Origin of the sequence: Chryseobacterium sp. SIMBA_028 (assembly GCF_046535285.1) — a bacterium.
Classification (GTDB): Bacteria; Bacteroidota; Bacteroidia; order Flavobacteriales; family Weeksellaceae; genus Chryseobacterium.
This window is the reverse complement of the sequence record NZ_JAWRWZ010000012.1, coordinates 111,007-127,803: the sequence shown is the minus strand read 5'-3', so window position 1 is coordinate 127,803 and position 16,797 is coordinate 111,007. Positions and strand designations below refer to the sequence as shown.

15 protein-coding genes are annotated in these 16,797 nt (G+C 39.0%); 3 read left to right on the top strand and 12 right to left on the bottom strand.

Annotated features, from left to right (window positions below; all coding sequences use genetic code 11):
- Window positions 1-21: 21 nt before the first annotated feature.
- The 7 genes from SCA31_RS16925 to SCA31_RS16895 all read right to left on the bottom strand — a co-directional run bounded on the left by SCA31_RS16925 (window position 22) and on the right by SCA31_RS16895 (window position 10,177).
- On the bottom strand, window positions 22-1,371 hold the full coding sequence (locus tag SCA31_RS16925) for a TolC family protein (protein ID WP_410698160.1): 1,350 nt from the start codon (window positions 1,369-1,371) through the stop codon (window positions 22-24).
- A 30-nt stretch (window positions 1,372-1,401) separates the two neighbouring features.
- Complete coding sequence (locus SCA31_RS16920) at window positions 1,402-4,497, bottom strand: efflux RND transporter permease subunit (protein WP_410698159.1); 3,096 nt, start codon at window positions 4,495-4,497, stop codon at window positions 1,402-1,404.
- Window positions 4,498-4,518: 21 nt separating this feature from the next.
- Window positions 4,519-5,589 carry an efflux RND transporter periplasmic adaptor subunit gene (locus SCA31_RS16915; RefSeq protein WP_410698158.1) on the bottom strand — a complete coding sequence of 357 codons (1,071 nt, stop codon included), beginning with the start codon at window positions 5,587-5,589 and terminating at the stop codon, window positions 4,519-4,521.
- 244 nt (window positions 5,590-5,833) lie between these two features.
- Complete coding sequence (locus SCA31_RS16910; RefSeq protein WP_410698157.1) at window positions 5,834-6,421, bottom strand: helix-turn-helix domain-containing protein; 588 nt, start codon at window positions 6,419-6,421, stop codon at window positions 5,834-5,836.
- Window positions 6,422-6,679: 258 nt separating this feature from the next.
- Window positions 6,680-7,066, bottom strand: coding sequence for a hypothetical protein (locus tag SCA31_RS16905; protein WP_410698155.1), 387 nt, complete (start codon window positions 7,064-7,066; stop codon window positions 6,680-6,682).
- A gap of 42 nt (window positions 7,067-7,108) precedes the next feature.
- The gene (locus SCA31_RS16900) at window positions 7,109-9,526 is read right to left on the bottom strand and encodes a heavy metal translocating P-type ATPase (RefSeq protein ID WP_410698154.1); all 2,418 of its coding nucleotides are present in this window, start codon (window positions 9,524-9,526) and stop codon (window positions 7,109-7,111) included.
- An 84-nt stretch (window positions 9,527-9,610) separates the two neighbouring features.
- On the bottom strand, window positions 9,611-10,177 hold the full coding sequence (locus SCA31_RS16895; protein ID WP_410698152.1) for a helix-turn-helix domain-containing protein: 567 nt from the start codon (window positions 10,175-10,177) through the stop codon (window positions 9,611-9,613).
- A 622-nt stretch (window positions 10,178-10,799) separates the two neighbouring features.
- Between SCA31_RS16895 and SCA31_RS16890 the strand changes: the two genes are divergently transcribed.
- A complete protein-coding gene (locus SCA31_RS16890) occupies window positions 10,800-11,840 on the top strand; it encodes a serine hydrolase domain-containing protein (RefSeq protein ID WP_410698150.1) in 1,041 nt (346 codons plus the stop codon).
- A 268-nt stretch (window positions 11,841-12,108) separates the two neighbouring features.
- Here SCA31_RS16890 and SCA31_RS16885 read toward each other — a convergent pair whose 3' ends face one another.
- The 5 genes from SCA31_RS16885 to SCA31_RS16865 all read right to left on the bottom strand — a co-directional run bounded on the left by SCA31_RS16885 (window position 12,109) and on the right by SCA31_RS16865 (window position 15,385).
- Entirely contained in the window at window positions 12,109-12,456 is a 348-nt protein-coding gene (locus SCA31_RS16885; protein ID WP_410698148.1) for a hypothetical protein, read from the bottom strand.
- A 431-nt stretch (window positions 12,457-12,887) separates the two neighbouring features.
- Window positions 12,888-14,015: an agmatine/peptidylarginine deiminase gene (locus tag SCA31_RS16880; RefSeq protein WP_410698146.1), complete on the bottom strand. Its 1,128-nt coding sequence runs from the start codon at window positions 14,013-14,015 to the stop codon at window positions 12,888-12,890.
- A gap of 69 nt (window positions 14,016-14,084) precedes the next feature.
- Complete coding sequence (locus SCA31_RS16875) at window positions 14,085-14,909, bottom strand: GyrI-like domain-containing protein (protein ID WP_410698144.1); 825 nt, start codon at window positions 14,907-14,909, stop codon at window positions 14,085-14,087.
- Window positions 14,910-15,066: 157 nt separating this feature from the next.
- The gene (locus tag SCA31_RS16870; RefSeq protein ID WP_410698142.1) at window positions 15,067-15,213 is read right to left on the bottom strand and encodes a bacteriocin-like protein; all 147 of its coding nucleotides are present in this window, start codon (window positions 15,211-15,213) and stop codon (window positions 15,067-15,069) included.
- Between the two features lie 28 nt (window positions 15,214-15,241).
- Entirely contained in the window at window positions 15,242-15,385 is a 144-nt protein-coding gene (locus tag SCA31_RS16865; RefSeq protein ID WP_162926140.1) for a bacteriocin-like protein, read from the bottom strand.
- Between the two features lie 283 nt (window positions 15,386-15,668).
- Between SCA31_RS16865 and SCA31_RS16860 the strand changes: the two genes are divergently transcribed.
- Together SCA31_RS16860 and SCA31_RS16855 are read left to right on the top strand one after the other, a co-directional pair.
- Window positions 15,669-16,037, top strand: coding sequence for a VOC family protein (locus SCA31_RS16860; RefSeq protein ID WP_410698140.1), 369 nt, complete (start codon window positions 15,669-15,671; stop codon window positions 16,035-16,037).
- A gap of 48 nt (window positions 16,038-16,085) precedes the next feature.
- On the top strand, window positions 16,086-16,790 hold the full coding sequence (locus SCA31_RS16855; RefSeq protein ID WP_410698138.1) for a hypothetical protein: 705 nt from the start codon (window positions 16,086-16,088) through the stop codon (window positions 16,788-16,790).
- Window positions 16,791-16,797: the final 7 nt, after the last annotated feature.

The window sequence follows — 16,797 nt, the reverse complement described above, 5'->3', positions numbered from 1 at the left end:
TTTATTATTTATTAGGTTTAATTATAAGCTCAGTAATCCAAGAGCGTGTTGCAGCTGTACATGGAGAATCCGTAGATGATAGACAGCATTCAGGTAGTTGATCTGGGCTTGAGTCAGTGCCAGTTCGGCATCTGTAAGTTCAAGCCTCGAACCAAGGCTGTTTTGAAAACGGGATTCGACCATTTTATGATTTAGCTCTGCAGATTTTATCGTTGTTTCATGGATGTCGAGTTGTGTAACGGCTTCTTTCCATTTACTGATAATCGTGGCGAGTTCAGTTCTGACCTCATCTTTCAAATCATTAAGACGTATATCTTCCTGCTGTGCTTTGATCTTTGCCTGGCTGATCTGAGACTGGATACGGTTCCCATTAAAAATAGGCACACTAAGCTCTATGCCCACAAAAGAAGTTCTTGGCCATGCATATTGACTGAATTTAAAATCATCAGCCTGCAGCTGTACCTGATATTGACCTATAAGGGATATCTGCGGTAACAGTTTTGCCTGCGTAGCCTTTAATTTTTTCTCTGTTAGGTCTATCATCAGTTTTTGAATCGTGATATCGTTCCTGTTTTTCTCAGCGATACCAAATGCTTCATCTACCAGTTGAAACTCACTTTGGCTTGTCTCTATACCAAGCTCAAGCGGGTCGGTCAATTCAATTTCAGCTGGTTCTTTCAATCCGATCAGTCTTTTGAGTTCAATACCGGATACATCGATGCTGTTTTTTAAATAGGATATAGAGGACCTGAGATTTTCCACGGCAATGAAACTGCTCAAAGTATCCGATTTTAGGCCTCTTCCCTGAGCCAGCAGAGCGCGGGAATCTTTTAATGCCCTGATATTCCGTTCAAGGCTTTGCTCGAATGAACCGAGCTGACGGTTCATCATCAGTATATCAAGATAGCCTGTGGAAACCTTAAGGGCCACACGGCTTTTCAGGTCAGCTGTTTTTACATGTTCGATCTTTTCATTGATCGCTGATACTTTCGTCAGCTGATGTTTGACCGGAGCATAAACAGGCTGATATAAGGATATAAATGTATTATGGGTGTTTTTTCCGCCAACTGCCACATCCTGAACCGGTTTGTCGGTGCCTGCAAATGAACCGGGGAGAAAGATAACCTGTCTGTCAAAATACCGGGAATAGGCTGCATTGGCAGAAATGCTGGGCAGCAGGCTGCCCTTTGTTTCTCTGGTCATTTCTTTAGCATGGATCTCTTCCAAAACCTGTATCTGTATGGCTTTATTTCCCTGTTTTGCCATTTCCAGGGCATCGGTAAGCGTCAGTGCTCTTCTCTGTGCATGCAACCCATTGACACTTTGGGTCAAAAGCAGTGCTGTCACTATATATAAGATCTTTATTTTCATTTTATCTTCTTTGAATTTTATATCATTATTTTACTGGTGGTCTGCCTGATCTTCGGGATTTTCTTCCATAACCACTTTCTTAAGTTTACTGCTTGATAAATAGGAGTAAACAGCAGGAATGATGAATAGGGTGAGGATTCCCGAAAAGACAAGCCCGCCTGCAATAACAATTCCTAATGACTGACGGCTGTTAACAGTAAGCGCAATGGGCAGTACTCCGAATATCATGGCCAGTGATGTCATCAGAATCGGACGGAACCGCTGTTCTGCAGCCTGTATGGCCGCTTCGTATTTTGACAGTCCTGTATCTTTCAGATGGTTGGCGAATTCCACGATCAGTATTCCGTTTTTGGTGATCAGTCCTACCAGGGTAATGATCCCGATCTGGCTGAATACATTTAAACTTTGCCCGAACCATGACAGACTCAGAATCGCTCCGGTGATGGCCATTGGTACGGTAAGCATGATGATCAGCGGATCACGAAGGCTTCCAAACTGGGCCGCTAAGATCATATAGATAAACAGCAATGCCACAATCAGGGTAAAGCTGATATTGCCCTGGCTTTCCGTATAATCCCGTGATTGACCGGCTAGGGAGCTTTTGAAATTTTCACCCAGGACCTCTTTCTTTATTTTTTCAATTTCCTGTATTCCTTCTGCGAGACTTACTCCGGGTGCCATTGCTGCAGATACGGTAGCTGATGTATATTGATCATACCGGTAAATAGCTGCCGGACTTACGGCTTCTTCCGTGGTGATCAGATTATTCAACGGGATCATCATACCTGTTGCCGAGCGGACGTAGATTGCACTTAAATCACTTTTATCATTTCTGTTTTCACGGTCCAGTTGTCCGATCACTTCGTACTGGCGGTCGTTGCGGAGAAAATATCCATAACGCTGTCCGGAGAAAGAAAGCTGCAGGGTATGGGCTATTTCTTCCATAGACACTCCCATCAAAGCTGCTTTCTGGCGGTCGATATTAATTTTGACCTCAGGTTTATTGATTTTGAGATCAGCATCAACAAAGAGAAGCTTTTTACTTTGTCGTGCTGCTGTCAGAAATTTTGGAAGCACGGCAGTTAGACTGTCCAGGTTCTGCGACTGCAATACATACTGGATTGGCATACCTCCTCCATATCGGCTCCCAATAGTTGGAGGCAGGTACGGAAATAGAAGAAATCCTCTGAATTTCCCGGAGGCAGCTCCATATTGGCTATACAGATCCTGAATGCTGGATTTCCTTTCTTTAGGATCTTTGAGATAGATACTTTGTACAGCCACATTCACAGGGGCTGGAGCAGGAATGAATGAAATCGCAACCATCGAATACGTCTGATAAAGTCCGTCGGTGGAATCGTTGACATATTTCCCAACTTCAGTCATATGTTTTTTCATATAGTCGAAAGAAACGCCTTCGGGGGCAACGGCAATAAGGCTCATATTGGAACGGTCTTCTATGGGAGCCAATTCTGACGGAAGTTTTTCGCCGACAAAATAGATCAGTGAGGTCGTGCCCGCAAGGAAAACCCAGGCCATCCATCTGGCGCGCATAAAGGCTTTTAACAAAAAGGCATATCCATTATTTAAGCGGACAAAGAATGGCTCGGTAACCCGGTAAAACCAATTCGGTCTTTCTTTTTTCTTCAGAAAATAGGCACTTAACATGGGCGTAAGCGTTAATGCCACTAAAGCAGAGACCAGTACTGAGCCGGATACTACAATGGCAAATTCCTTGAAAAGCTGTCCGCTGATACCGCCCATAAAAACAATAGGCAGAAATACTGCTGCCAGCGTAATGGTAGTGGAAATAACAGCAAAATAAATCTCCTTAGAACCTTTGAATGCTGCCTGTATCGGCGACATACCTTCTTCAATTTTTTTATAGATATTTTCAAGGACAACGATGGCATCATCCACCACGAGTCCTATGGAAAGGACCAGCCCCAGAAGAGTCAGTATATTGATGGAAAAATCAGCCACATACATGATGAAAAATGCGGAAAGGATTGAAACAGGAATGGCAATCACCGGAATCAGGGTAGACCTCCAGTCTCTAAGAAATAGAAAGATGATCAATACCACCAGTCCGAAAGCAATAAAGAGCGTTTCTTCTACCTCCTTGATAGATTCCCGCACAGAATGAGTAAAATCGAAGCCCACGATCAGACGGTATTCAGAAGGAATTTCCTTTCGGAGCTGATCCAGACGTTTATAAAACTCATCGACCACTTCAATTGCATTGGCCCCACGCTGTATCTGAATAGCCACACCTATACCCACACGGTTGAGGTTTCCTGTTTCGTTGATGATGGCCGTACGTTCGTTGACTTCTCCCAATTCGGCCGAGCCTATATCTTTCAGTTTGATTACGGTACTTCCTACTTGCTTAATGAGCATTTCCTCAAAATCTTGTACCGAAGTAAGACGTCCCATGGTACGGATGCTTAGTTCGCTGTTCGTTCCGTCTATCCGTCCTGCGGGCAGGTCAATATTTTCCCTTGCCAATGCCTGGCGGATGTCTGCGGGAGTAAGCTGATACGCTGCCAGTTTTGCAGGTTCAAAACGAAGGCGCATCGCGTATTTATGCTCTCCGACAATGGATACATTATTAATGCCGGGAATCGATTGAATTCTGTCCTTGATGGTCGTAGAGGCGAGGTGGCTGACCTCTTTGATGTCCTTGGTATCACTTTCCACTTCAAGGAATGCTACCAGATTGTCCGGGGATGAGGTTTTTTGAACGATCGGAGGATCTACATCGACAGGAAGTTGTTTCCTGGATTTAGCCACTTTATCTCTAACATCATTGAGGGCGTCCTCAATGTCTATTTCGCGGTTGAATTCTATTGAAATAACACTTGCCTGTTCTCTCGATTCGGAAGATATGGTACGTATTCCATTGGCTTCTGCAATCGACTCTTCCATGGGTTTGGTAATCTTGGATGCGATCACTTCGGGGCTTGCTCCGGGATAAAAAGTAACGACCGAAATGACAGGGGGCTCCGTCAACGGAAATTCCCGAATCCCCAATTCTTTCCATCCTATGATCCCTAAAATAACAATAAGGAGCGAAAATACACCGGCCAAAACCGGTTTTTTTATACTTAAAGCTGATATGCTCATAATGCTAAGATTTGAAATTGGTTATTTAGAGATCACTGCTTTTACGGGTGTTCCGTCTCCTAAGCGCAGCATATTTGAAACAATAATACTGTCTCCTGTAGCAATACCGGATGTAATAACAGCATGTGTTTCTGTCCTGTTGCTTATCGTGATGGGTTTAGGTTTTGCTACGCCGTTTTTTATAACAAATACGGTATAACCTTTTTCGCCTGGAGCCAGGGCTTCAGTGGGTACCATAATACCGGTAGCTCCTTTATCGGAAACATGGAAATGGACCTTAGCAGAAAGTCCCGCACGAAATTTTCCACCCGTATTTTGAGTAATTGCCTGTACCTGCAAGCTCCTGCTTTCGGCATCAAGTCCCGGCTCTGTTGCAATAATAGTTGCTGCGTATTCCTGATCAGAAAGTTCAGCCGCAAACCGTACTTGACCTCCTGTATGTATCAATGGCAGGTATTTTTCAGGAACAGAGAAATTGATTTTAATGCTGCTTTGATCCTGTAAGGTAACCAACCCGATACCAGGTGTTACATAAGCACCCAGATGTACTTTTGAAATCCCGATTTTCCCCGAAAAGGGAGCACGGATGACTGTTTTAGCCAAATCTACCTTAAGCAGTTCCTGCTGTGCAGTTAAAGATTGAAAACGCATAACTGACTCGTCGTATTCCTGGGGTCTTACCGTTTCAGTCTTTAATAGATTGCTCAACCTATTTTTACTGAGCTGGGCCAGCTTCAGTTCTGCACCGATCTGCTTTAAACGCGATCTGATATCAGCATCGTTCAGCTTGTAAAGAACAGCTCCCTGACGGACATAACTGCCGTCTTTAAAGGCTACCTGAGTAATCTTTTGCGGCAGTTCGCTCACAATTGAAACCTCACGATAGGGCATCATAGTTCCCACTACCGCTTCCTCCTGATTGAGTTGCTGCTGCTGCGCGATTATAATGTCTACCGGTAATTTGCTGGTGTCTGTCTGAGGTGCTGCTGCTTTTTCAGGTGTTTTTTTTTCTTTGTTTTCACAACCAATCAACAGGATGCCTAACAGGGCAATTAAAACCCCCAATCTTTTTGTACTGTATTTGTATAACATGACTTTTTTTTTATCCAACTAACTGTTAAATTTCAAGGTCAAAATTACCTACAGACCCTGTAGTGCCTTCTACACAATTACAGATAAGATTTGTGGAATTTATCTTGTCATATCCTAAGATGTGAGTAAATAAATCTATACCGAACGGCACTAAAAAGCGAAGCCCATCAATTAACAGGGCTTCGCTTAAAATGATACTCGTGGTAGATTTGTCATCTGTATGAGAAAAAGTGGAATCAGGTTATCAGGAAGGTGTATCGCCAGGAGACTGTTCCTGTATAATGGTCATCTTATCAAGTCTGATCTGTTTGTAGTAAGAAGATGTAAAACCGGTATATTTTTTTAACTGGTTAGAAAGATGTGCCGGGCTACTATATCCTAAAGCATATGCAATTTCAGACATCGATTGATCGGTATACACCAGAAGTTCTTTTACTTTTTCTATTTTTCTTGAAATGATGAATCTTTCCAGAGTACATCCCTCAGAGGATGAGAACAGCGAGCTTAGTGAATCATAATCTTTATGAAGTTCGTTGCTGAGAAGTGCAGAAAATTTCACAGGATTACCAGTGTATAATTGTTGTTGAATACCTTTTTCAACAGTATCTTTGATCTGATCTATTGTCTTTTGATTCTTACTGTAGAAGAGATCGAACCCATTTTTTTTGAGCATAGCTTTGATTACTTTCTCATCGATGGCTGTCTGATCTGTTTCTTTTAGAATGACTTCTCCTAAATGTATTTCCGATACTTCCAGACCCAGCTTTGGAAACTCCTGAGCCAAAACGAAAATACATCTGTTGCAAACCATCCCTTTGATTAATAATTTCATGGAGTATAAAATATTTAGTATTCATATTGTTACCACTCCAAAAGTCTGTTTTTATGAATAATAAAATGTTATGGTATTACTTGTTTGATTTATGATATTTTATGAATTATGGAATTTATTCAACATTATAAATTGCAGACTAAACAGAGAAAGTAATCGTCTGTGGGTCACAATACAGAATGATAGATATAAAAACGGCGGCCCGGAAATGATGGGCCGCCGTACTGTAAAAATTCTAAAACTTTTTTTGTAATCAATTTATTTTTTTAGCTTGTCAGCAGGAGGGTTATAGTCGGGGAGGCTTGTTACCCGTACCGTATCTATTCCTTCCAGTGACCACGTAATGGGTAACATGGTCATATAACCACACTTAGGACAAGTATCACCTTGTGAGCCGATCATTTCTTTATGTGAGGGGCAGCCTGTTATAAAATTTCCATTTTTATCGAGGGCCTGTCCAAGCTCGTTTTCATACTTGTTGATTTTTTTGGCAGTCTCTTTATTTTCTAATGCTTTAGTGTGATGATGTCCGTCACCCTCGCTATGAGAATGCATATTTTTTTCTTTTTTATCACCGCTACCACAGGAGGAGGCAAGTACGGCGATTAAAGTAAATAGAATGATCTTAATCGTATTGATTTTCATTTGAATAGTATTAATTGGGTTAAAATGCCGGTCTTCTTTACATTATTTTTTCCATTTAAGGCGTAAGCTGTTACTGACCACGCTTACACTGCTTAGTGCCATGGCAGCTCCTGCAATCATTGGGTTGAGTAAGAATCCATTGATAGGAAAAAGAATCCCTGCTGCCAGCGGTATGCCCACAAGATTGTAGATAAATGCCCAGAACAGGTTTTGTTTAATGGTGGCTACGGTTTGCTTGGATAAGCGTATAGCCTGTGGTATTTTTGTTAAATCGGATGAGATAATGGTCATTTTGGCTACATCCATAGCAATATCGCTGCCTTTGCCCATTGCAATACTTACATCAGCGGTAGCCAGTGCGGTACTGTCATTAATTCCGTCACCTACCATTGCTACTATTTTTCCCTGCTGTTGCAGTTTTTTTACAAAATCGGCTTTGTGCTGAGGCAGTACTTCTGCCTGATAGTGGAGTATACCTGTTTGTTCGGCAATAGCTTTGGCAGTAGCTTCGTTGTCGCCGGTAAGCATATACAGTTCAATTCCCATTTTCTGCATTTCTTTAATGGCCTGCACCGAAGTTTCTTTGATCTTGTCTGAAATAGCGATCACAGAAAGCGCCTGCCTGCTGTTCCCGAACCAGATCACAGTTCTGGACTGTCGGCCCCATTCATCAGCCTGCTGTTGAAGCTGATCAGCAATAATAATATTATTTTCTGCCAGCAGCTTTTTATTACCTACGAAATAAGTTTCCTTATTGTGGTCTGCTTTAGCTCCTTTACCGGTAATACTGTCGAACATTGATATCGGAGTCACTGCAGCTCCTTCCAAATGTTTTACCACTGCTTCTGCCAATGGATGCTCAGACTGCTTTTCAATACTCAGTAAAATGTCTTTTGCAGTATCTTCATTGTTCAGCCATTGAATACCGGTTACCTGAGGCCTTCCTTCTGTAATAGTTCCTGTTTTGTCTAAAACGACAGCCGTTACTTTCTTAGCGAGTTCCAGACTTTCCGCATCTTTAATCAGAATGCCTTTTTCGGCTCCTTTACCAACGCCTACCATAATAGCAGTGGGGGTTGCTAATCCCAATGCACATGGACAGGCGATAACCAATACGGTAACAGCAGCTAAAAGCCCCTGAACGACTCCATTATTTCCCCCTAAAACGATCCATAATAAGAAAGTGACAATAGCAATGCTGATTACTACAGGGACAAATATACCTGCAATTTTGTCGACCAGCTTCTGTACCGGGGCTTTGCTTCCCTGGGCATCCTGTACCATTTTAATGATTTGGGCCAGCATGGTTTCTTTACCAACTTTGACTGCTGTAAACTGAAAACTTCCTTTTTGATTGATAGTGCCCGCAAATACTTTTTCGTTTTCAGTTTTCAATACAGGAACAGGTTCTCCACTCAACATGCTTTCATCTACATAAGAGTTACCTGATTTCACCATACCGTCCACAGCAATTTTTTCACCTGGTTTTACCAGTAATACATCTCCTGCGTTCACTTGCTCAATGGCAATTTGTTTTTCGTTTCCATCGGGAAGTATGATGGTTACCGTCTTGGGTTGCAGGCCCATCAGTTTTTTGATGGCTGACGAGGTATTACCTTTTGCTTTTTCTTCCAGTAATTTACCCAGAAGGATGAATGCAATAACCACAGCGGCTGCTTCAAAATAAACGTGTGCATGCAACCCGCGCTGATGCCAGAAATCAGGGAAAACCATATTGAATACACTGAAAAGGTAGGCAATCCCTGTGCTAAGAGCTACTAAGGTGTCCATATTGGCAGAACGGTATTTGGTCTGCTTCCATGCATTGATGAAAAAGTCTTTTCCCAGCCAGAGAACAACAGGAGTAGAGAAGAACCACATGATTTCATTGGCATAGGGAATATTCATAAAGAACATTCCGATAGTGACTACAGGTAAAGACAGGAGAACCGCCCAGATGGTTTTATTTTTAAGCTTTTTGAATTTCTCGGCGTGGATTGCTTCTAAAGATTCCTGCTGTTGGGTTTCGTCCACAATGAGTAAATCGTATCCCACAGACTGAAGAGCTTTCTGCAGCCTGGAAGCATCCGTCATATTGGGAAGATATTCTACCGTCAGATTTCCTGTTGCGAAGTTTACTGAGGCGTCAATGACCCCTGGTTCATACTTTGCAATACTCTCTGCACTGCCGGCGCAGGATGCGCAGGTCATACCCAGAACAGGGAAGGAGTTTTTAACTGTTGGAACACCATAGCCCAGATCTTTAACGGCTTTAACGGCTTTGAAAACTACTTCGTTGTCTGTTACCGTAATGGCCGCCCTGCGGTTATTCAGTTCTATTTTTTGGGTTTCAATGCCCTGGACCTGTGTGAGCCCTTTTTCTACGATCAGTGCACAGTGTTCACTTTCAACGTCTTCCAGAGGGATGTAAATGGTTTCCCGAATGGTATTTGTCGCCATATTTTGCTTGTTATTATCTACCTGCAAAGTTGGCGACAAGATCTTTGAATGCGATTGTGGAATTATGGATTTGATTTGTAAGATTTACTTACACTGATCCAATGGTTTTCTTTTTTCTTCCCGGATCTGTTTGAAATAGCTTGGTGTGAGTCCGGTTACTTTTTTGAACTGGTTACTTAAATAGGCAACACTTGAATAGTTTAAGCGTAAGGCAATTTCACTTAATGAAAGTTCATCATAGACCAATAGCTCTTTTATCTTTTCAATCTTCTGCGCAATAAAATATTTTTCAATTGTTGTTCCTTCCACCTCAGAAAACAGGTTGGAAAGGTAATTGTAGTCGTGATTCAGTTGATCACTCAGCAAGTCAGACAGATTCTTTTTTGTATCATTATCCTGATGATGTACCAGATCAATGATAATATTCTTTATCTTTTCAATGATTCTGCTCTTTTTATCATCGATTACCTCAAAGCCTAAAGGAATGAGTACTGCTTCCAGTGATTTTTTTTCTTCAGAACTGAGTTCTCTGGTAAGACTGACCTCACCCAATTTAATATGGGTAAAGTCCAAACCAAGTTTTTCGAGTTCATTCTGAATCACCATGATACAGCGGTTGCAAACCATGTTTTTAATGAATAATATACTCATACCCCTGTTAGCTTAATTTTAAATATTGAGCAACAAATTTATAATTAAAAAACAATTATTCATGCATGATCAAATGTTGCCGACACTTGTTGAATGAATAATCCAAAGTAAAGCAGTATTCAAAGAGCGGATAGTAATTTTTTTTTCTAAATATAAATATTACTAATATTGTACGTTTGATATCTCTTCATTTAGAATTATTATAACATTTGCATAAATTTAGGTAATGAAGGATTCTTAATGCAAAAAAGAACACGGATTGGGGGCTTTTAAAAGTGAATCAAACGGGACTAACGAAGATTGGACTTAATGATAAACATATTGATTATGTATTATGTAAAAACAAAAGTGATATTTGAACCTCAAGGAACTCATATCCTACAAAGCACTGAATTTTGAATATATGATGGTTTAATAGATAAAATCGTTAACAAGGAAATAAATGAAGTCGAAGTGAAGAATTATTTTCTTTTACAACTTATCAGGCCCAATTATGAGAAAAAATATTATACTAAAAAGCTACTTCTTCCGAGTCTTACTCATATCCTGTTTGGCCGTGATTTTTTCTTGTTCGACAACAATTGCAAAGAATACACTTTCTCCTAAAACAGATCCACTATATGTGGAAATTGAAAATTTAGGACAGGAACTTACTGTAAAGAATAATGTTCCCGGAGTTGCAATAGCCGTAATCCGAAATGGAAAGCTTGCCTGGATACAATTGATAGGTTATGCTGATTTGGTAAGCAAGAGACCAATAACTTCTGAAACTATTTTTAATGTTGGTTCTATCTCTAAGTTGGTTTCTTCGTGGGGCTTTATGCAACTAACAGAAAAAGGTCTCGTAAGACTGGACGATCCCGTTGACCAATATCTTACCCGATGGAACCTGCCGGAATCTGAATTTGATAAATCAAAAGTAACGTTGAGAAGAATTTTGAGCCATACAGCAGGACTTTCTGTACACGGTTATGGTGGATCAGATCAAGGAACGCCACTGCTAAGTTTGGAACAATCACTGAACGGGAAAACCAAACGGAATGGTGAAACCGTACATCTCATCAGTGAGCCCGGAACCAAATGGGACTATTCCGGAGGAGGTTATACGCTAGCACAGCTACTTCTGGAAGAGAAGACCAACCAAAGTTTTGCGGCATATATGAAACAAAATATCTTTCTGCCACTTGGAATGAAACATACCAGTTATGAATGGACGACAGAAATGATGGCAACCTCAGCAACAGCATATGATGACCGTGGCAATCCTATAAAAAACCGGATTTTCACTGAAAAAGCAGCGGCAGGACTTCAAACCACTATTAAAGATCTGGCCAATTTTGCAGAAATGTCTATCACACCAGATAGTTATCAATTAAATAAAGTTTTGAAACCAAAAACCATAAAATTAATGGAAACCCCAGTTCTCCCATCCTCCGACGAAGGTGAAAGCGGTCTGGGATATCGGTTTATGAATTACGAAGGTTTCAAAACCATAGGACATACTGGCGAAAATGTAGGCTGGAGTGCTGCTATGTTTTTGGATCTGCCAACCAGGAACGGTATTATTATTCTATGCAACGGATCCAATGGGGATCGCGTTTGGTTTCCCATTTATCAGAACTGGGTAAAAACTGTTAAGACAGCCAGCAAATTTTCCGAATAATTATTTGTAACAGATAATTTTGGCGATGATAAACTTGAATGTACCAGCGCCTGAATCTTTATTAAAAATGATCATCAAATTCATTTTTTAAATGATACTAATCTTTAATTTCACTAGAAAAAAATATGATATATGATAATTTAGATTGGATTATCATATTATAAACCTATTCTAAAAACTTTCTACACAGTAGGCATTCAACTATATCGTTACCTATTATTATCATTATTGTTTATTCAAATATAAAAAGTGATCTATTTAATATTTTTTAGTTGTTATACACTAATACCTGCATTTTGGTAAGCATGGTTTCGATATCACCGTTGTATCCACTATATGTGTTAGGATCAATATTAACAGTCGCACTTCCTGACCAAGCGGAATACTGTATTTTAAAGGTATAGGTACCCGCTGGAAGTGTAACAGACTTTAAAAATGTTACAGGAATTGGAATATCTTGCAATCCACCTCCACCGGCGGGACCATATTTAGAAGTATAGGCGGAAGAAATTTTAACATTGTTTTGAAGAAGATTAAACTTTCCCTGGGAAGTACCATTGGGAAACAGGGTGGCGTATCCTAATACAGTAAATAAGAAAGTCTGGATTACTTGCATATCTATTTAAAGCAAGACAAGCAGGCATAATAAATTAAGTGTAGCAAAAAGAGGTTTGGTAAGAGTTGAGCGGAGCTAGGAAATTTCAACTTTATTATTAATTATGGAAATTTTTATGACCTTTGTTTAAAAGTAAGAAAAATTGTACTGTCGGCCTTTAAGTTCTCTTTTTTTTAACAAAAAGTTGTAAATTTACAAGTAGAAATTAAAGCGTTCTTTGGTTCAAGTCGTAAGAATTTTGCAGAAATAATATATTTTGTTATCTGGATCTGTTTTATAAAAATTGTGGCAATTTCATGGCACTTTCAGATTCATGTAATAAAAATATGATAAATAGGGCATTTACACGAGTGGGTTCGAATCCCTCTCTCTCCGCAGAGACAAATAAAAAACTACTGAATATCAGTAGTTTTTTTTGTTTTATAAGATTTCTATTTTGGTTGCTGTTGTGTTACACAATGTACCATTCCGCCATTGGCAAACAGGTTACGGCAATCAATTCCAATCACTTTTTTATCAGGATATAATTGTTGGATAATCCTGTTGGCAATTACATCATTGGGATCATTGTAATTAGGGACCAGTACGCGGTTATTAGCAATATAATAATTGATATAAGATGCTTTGCCTACATTTTTTCCATAGGTGGTTGTCACATCATATTTCGTTAAAGGAACTTTTACAAACTGATAGGACGTACCATTTTTTTGTGTAGCATTGTAAAGCTTACCCATATCGCTGCTGGGAACCTGCCAGTAATCCAGATCATCAGTATCCATAGTGATAATAGTGGTGGAATTTGCAAATCTGGCAAATCCGTCAATATGCATGTCTGTGATGTCAAGATTGGCTTTTCCATCCAGCCAGATGAATTTGGTGATTCCTAAATTCTTAGTGAAAATAGCTTCTGCCTGCTGTTGAGTCATTCCAGGGTTTCTGTTTTCGTTAAGAATAGAACTTTTACAAGCCATTAATACTCCGTTTCCATCAATTTCAACACTTCCTCCTTCATTGATCATTACCGAATTAAGATCTATTTTTGGAATTCCGGTGTCGGTAGCAATTTTAGATGGAATGGTATTGCATTTACTAGATTGGGCTTTATTTCCCCAACCGTTAAATCCCCAGTCCTGAATAAACAACTTACCATTTTTATCTTTTACATAGATAGGCCCATTATCTCTTACCCAAAAATCATCGGTAGGGTACAGTTTAAAGTCAATATTGTTCAATGGTACTCCTGCGTTGTTTAATAGTCCTATAATACGGTCTTTTTCTGTACTGTTATAGGCAATGATATGCACTTTTTCACTTTGTGCGAGCTCTTTAGTCATTGCTACCCATGTAGGGTCCAGTCGGTTACGGTAAGTGGTGCCATATTGATACTGGTGTGGCCACTGAAGCCAGGTTCCTTCATGTGGAACTGATTCCTCAGGCATTTTGTAAACTACGGAAGCTGGGTCAGGTGTGCCAGAAGTGGGAGGTGTTGTTATCTCATCCTGAGAACAGGAGAACATGATAACAGGTAGTAATAAGAACATGATTTTCTTTTTTTGCATAACTGATCTATTTTTGATAGGGCAAAATTAGATCGATAAATAGTGGCAAAGTTGTCCAAAATTGACAATCTATTTCAGAGGCAGTAAAATATAAGTCAATTGTTCCTCTTGACTTTCCACATCATCTGCATACCTTTCATATTTCTCTATAATAGGAGTGTGCGAAAACTCAAGTCCTGAATTAAAAATCCATCGGGAATAAATTTTTGTATAAGTGTCATCTATTGTTTCGTAAGTTCCAGAATGAGTAAATCGTGCATATTTACCGCCTAATATGGTTTTTGAAGGAAGCTTTTTATTTTGAGCCTGTGTGGTTGAACAGGCATCATACCGGCAGTTTATTTCGGTTTTAATTAAGGGTTCATCTGCTATAACTCCAAAATATTCTGCATCGGAACTGAGAAATTCATTGTGCATGAAGTTGTCCCAGAGTAATTCAATTTCCGCATTATTATAATAGGTTTGAATGCTCTGATAATACACTTGTGTTGGTTTAAGGTATACAATTTCGGGCTCTAGTAGGATGTCAGATGTAACGGGAATCAGATCCGGTTCGCAAAGTAGCTGTTGCTTGCTTAGTTTCGCTTCTTTAGGAGATATACCAAAATGTTGTTTGAAAGCTTTTGAAAAAGAAGCTATAGAGGAAAATCCTACTTCAATACCTATAGACGTAAGGTTTTCTTGAGTATAAAGAATTCGTTTGTAGGCATTTTCTACTTTCAGCCTTTGCTGGAAAGCGCCTATTGTTTCCCCACAACTATACTTAAAGATACGTTGAATGTTTCTGTAAGAATAATTTGACACCTCTTCTAAATCTTTCACAGAAATCTGCTGATCGTAATTTTTCTCAATGAAATTGATGACTTTATAAATACAATTCAGGTTGTCTTCCATAAATAATGACATTTTGAGAGGTGAGCGGTCTGAAATAAATTGCAAATAAAAGAAATAAAAATAAAGTTAGAATAATGGATGGAGAAACTTTCCTCTCACTACAAAAGCCTTAAATCAATCAATTTAAGGCTTTTATTTCCAGGTGATATGCTGTTTGTTAGCTTAATATTTCACAAGGTGCTACACAATAGACCCAAGGACATCTTTTAATTCCCGGAGGTGGGCAGCATGCTTCTGAGCAGCTTAATGCACCACCATTGATGTTCTTCAGCTGATCTCTTGAAATTTTTTTAGAATTTTTCATTGTCAAGTAATTGGGTTAGACTTACAATTTAAGGCTGATTTCCGCCACCACATCCGTCGTATGGCATACATTGCCATTTACCGTTGATCAAACATATCTGACCACCAGGGCAGTTAATTCCTCCTTTAATTGTTTTCATTTCTTGTCTGTGAACTTTCTTTAAATTTTTCATAGTAATAAGGTTTAATGTAAATCGAAATTAATCAATTTTCATTAAATAAAGTAATGTTATTTTGAGAATATTGTTATAAAATTTGTTTTATATTGTGGTATTATTCAGTGTAAAGTAAACTGTAATAATTATGAAAGATGCTTAGAATGACCTTTTGGAACAGCCTTGCAAAGTAAAAAACTTTTGTCCGGTTGAAATCTTGCCTTGTGGCAAGTTGAATTTCATGAGAATAGAGTAGCTTTAATTAAAAGTTATAATTGATAACGATTAAAAATATTGCCTTATGAATACAAAGTTTGAAGCGGGAATTAATATTGCTATAAAAATTCCAAAAAATAAATACGAAAGCACAGTCGCTTTTTACAGGGATATTTTGAAATTTGATGTTGAAGAGAGATCCATTAACAATCCTACAGTTTCCAGAACGCATGAGGTCAAATTCGGGAATAATATTATTTGGCTGGACTGTGTGGACAATTATACCCATTCTGAAACCTGGTTACAACTTACCGTCCCCAATGTAGAACAGGCAACAAAATATTTGCAGTCACAAGGAGTGGAAACGTGTGATGAAATTGAACAGCTTCCTGAAAATATGCATTGGATTACCGATCCGGCAGGAACAGTTTTCAATGTACAGCAAAGAGGCTAATCTCTATATCTGTTTTTTGTGTAGTATTGCAAGTATATTTGAACGTTCATGATTATAATTGAAAGAAACGAGGAAAATTTTAAACGTTATGGCTCAACAATAGATGAAGAGGGTTTAATTTACCTTTTAAATAAATTTGTAGAACCAATTAATACACATTATGGAGTCGGGTATTGTGCTTCCGTAACATTAAATGACGGGACATTCTTTCCTTGTGTTGAATTTAGGCATAAAGGAAAAATGATTGAGCTTACCTATACTGCATTGCATGAAAAACGGTATGGTATTATAGATAAGAGACCTTATGAGACCGAATTTGTTCAAAAAAGAATAATTGAACATGATCTCAGTTCTGAAAATAGGTTGAAATTTGACTCTGATGTTATAAAAATTGAGAAATGTAGGTATGTTCTTCCCGAAAAAATTCTTCAGAAAATGAGTGGTACCCCCACACATTATTTTCTTGTACAATTTAAAGATGGGAGCTATGAGAATTTTAGGTGGGGGGACGGTTTGTTTTATGAAGTACCATTTAAAAAGCAGTTAGAAGATATTGTGGAGGTATTTAATTCAAAATTAATACTGCAAAATGATAAAATCATTGAATTGAAAAGCCTGATGGATTGGAAAGTCAATGAAGAAAATTTTAAAAGGATACATATTTCAAAGCCTTATTTCGTGAGTTATATTGGTAATCCTGATGACAAAGGTTTTGCTGAAAATATAGATAGGATTAAAAAAAGCAGGAAATAAACGGTCT

Coding starts and splice junctions, on each gene's coding strand:
- SCA31_RS16880 (WP_410698146.1), bottom strand. CDS start 14,015: ATGCAAAAAAAGAAAATCATGTTCTTATTACTACCTGTTATCATGTTC.
- SCA31_RS16875 (WP_410698144.1), bottom strand. CDS start 14,909: ATGGAAGACAACCTGAATTGTATTTATAAAGTCATCAATTTCATTGAG.
- SCA31_RS16920 (WP_410698159.1), bottom strand. CDS start 4,497: ATGAGCATATCAGCTTTAAGTATAAAAAAACCGGTTTTGGCCGGTGTA.
- SCA31_RS16895 (WP_410698152.1), bottom strand. CDS start 10,177: ATGAGTATATTATTCATTAAAAACATGGTTTGCAACCGCTGTATCATG.
- SCA31_RS16855 (WP_410698138.1), top strand. CDS start 16,086: ATGATTATAATTGAAAGAAACGAGGAAAATTTTAAACGTTATGGCTCA.
- SCA31_RS16860 (WP_410698140.1), top strand. CDS start 15,669: ATGAATACAAAGTTTGAAGCGGGAATTAATATTGCTATAAAAATTCCA.
- SCA31_RS16885 (WP_410698148.1), bottom strand. CDS start 12,456: ATGCAAGTAATCCAGACTTTCTTATTTACTGTATTAGGATACGCCACC.
- SCA31_RS16910 (WP_410698157.1), bottom strand. CDS start 6,421: ATGAAATTATTAATCAAAGGGATGGTTTGCAACAGATGTATTTTCGTT.
- SCA31_RS16915 (WP_410698158.1), bottom strand. CDS start 5,589: ATGTTATACAAATACAGTACAAAAAGATTGGGGGTTTTAATTGCCCTG.
- SCA31_RS16865 (WP_162926140.1), bottom strand. CDS start 15,385: ATGAAAAATTTAAAGAAAGTTCACAGACAAGAAATGAAAACAATTAAA.
- SCA31_RS16900 (WP_410698154.1), bottom strand. CDS start 9,526: ATGGCGACAAATACCATTCGGGAAACCATTTACATCCCTCTGGAAGAC.
- SCA31_RS16925 (WP_410698160.1), bottom strand. CDS start 1,371: ATGAAAATAAAGATCTTATATATAGTGACAGCACTGCTTTTGACCCAA.
- SCA31_RS16870 (WP_410698142.1), bottom strand. CDS start 15,213: ATGAAAAATTCTAAAAAAATTTCAAGAGATCAGCTGAAGAACATCAAT.
- SCA31_RS16905 (WP_410698155.1), bottom strand. CDS start 7,066: ATGAAAATCAATACGATTAAGATCATTCTATTTACTTTAATCGCCGTA.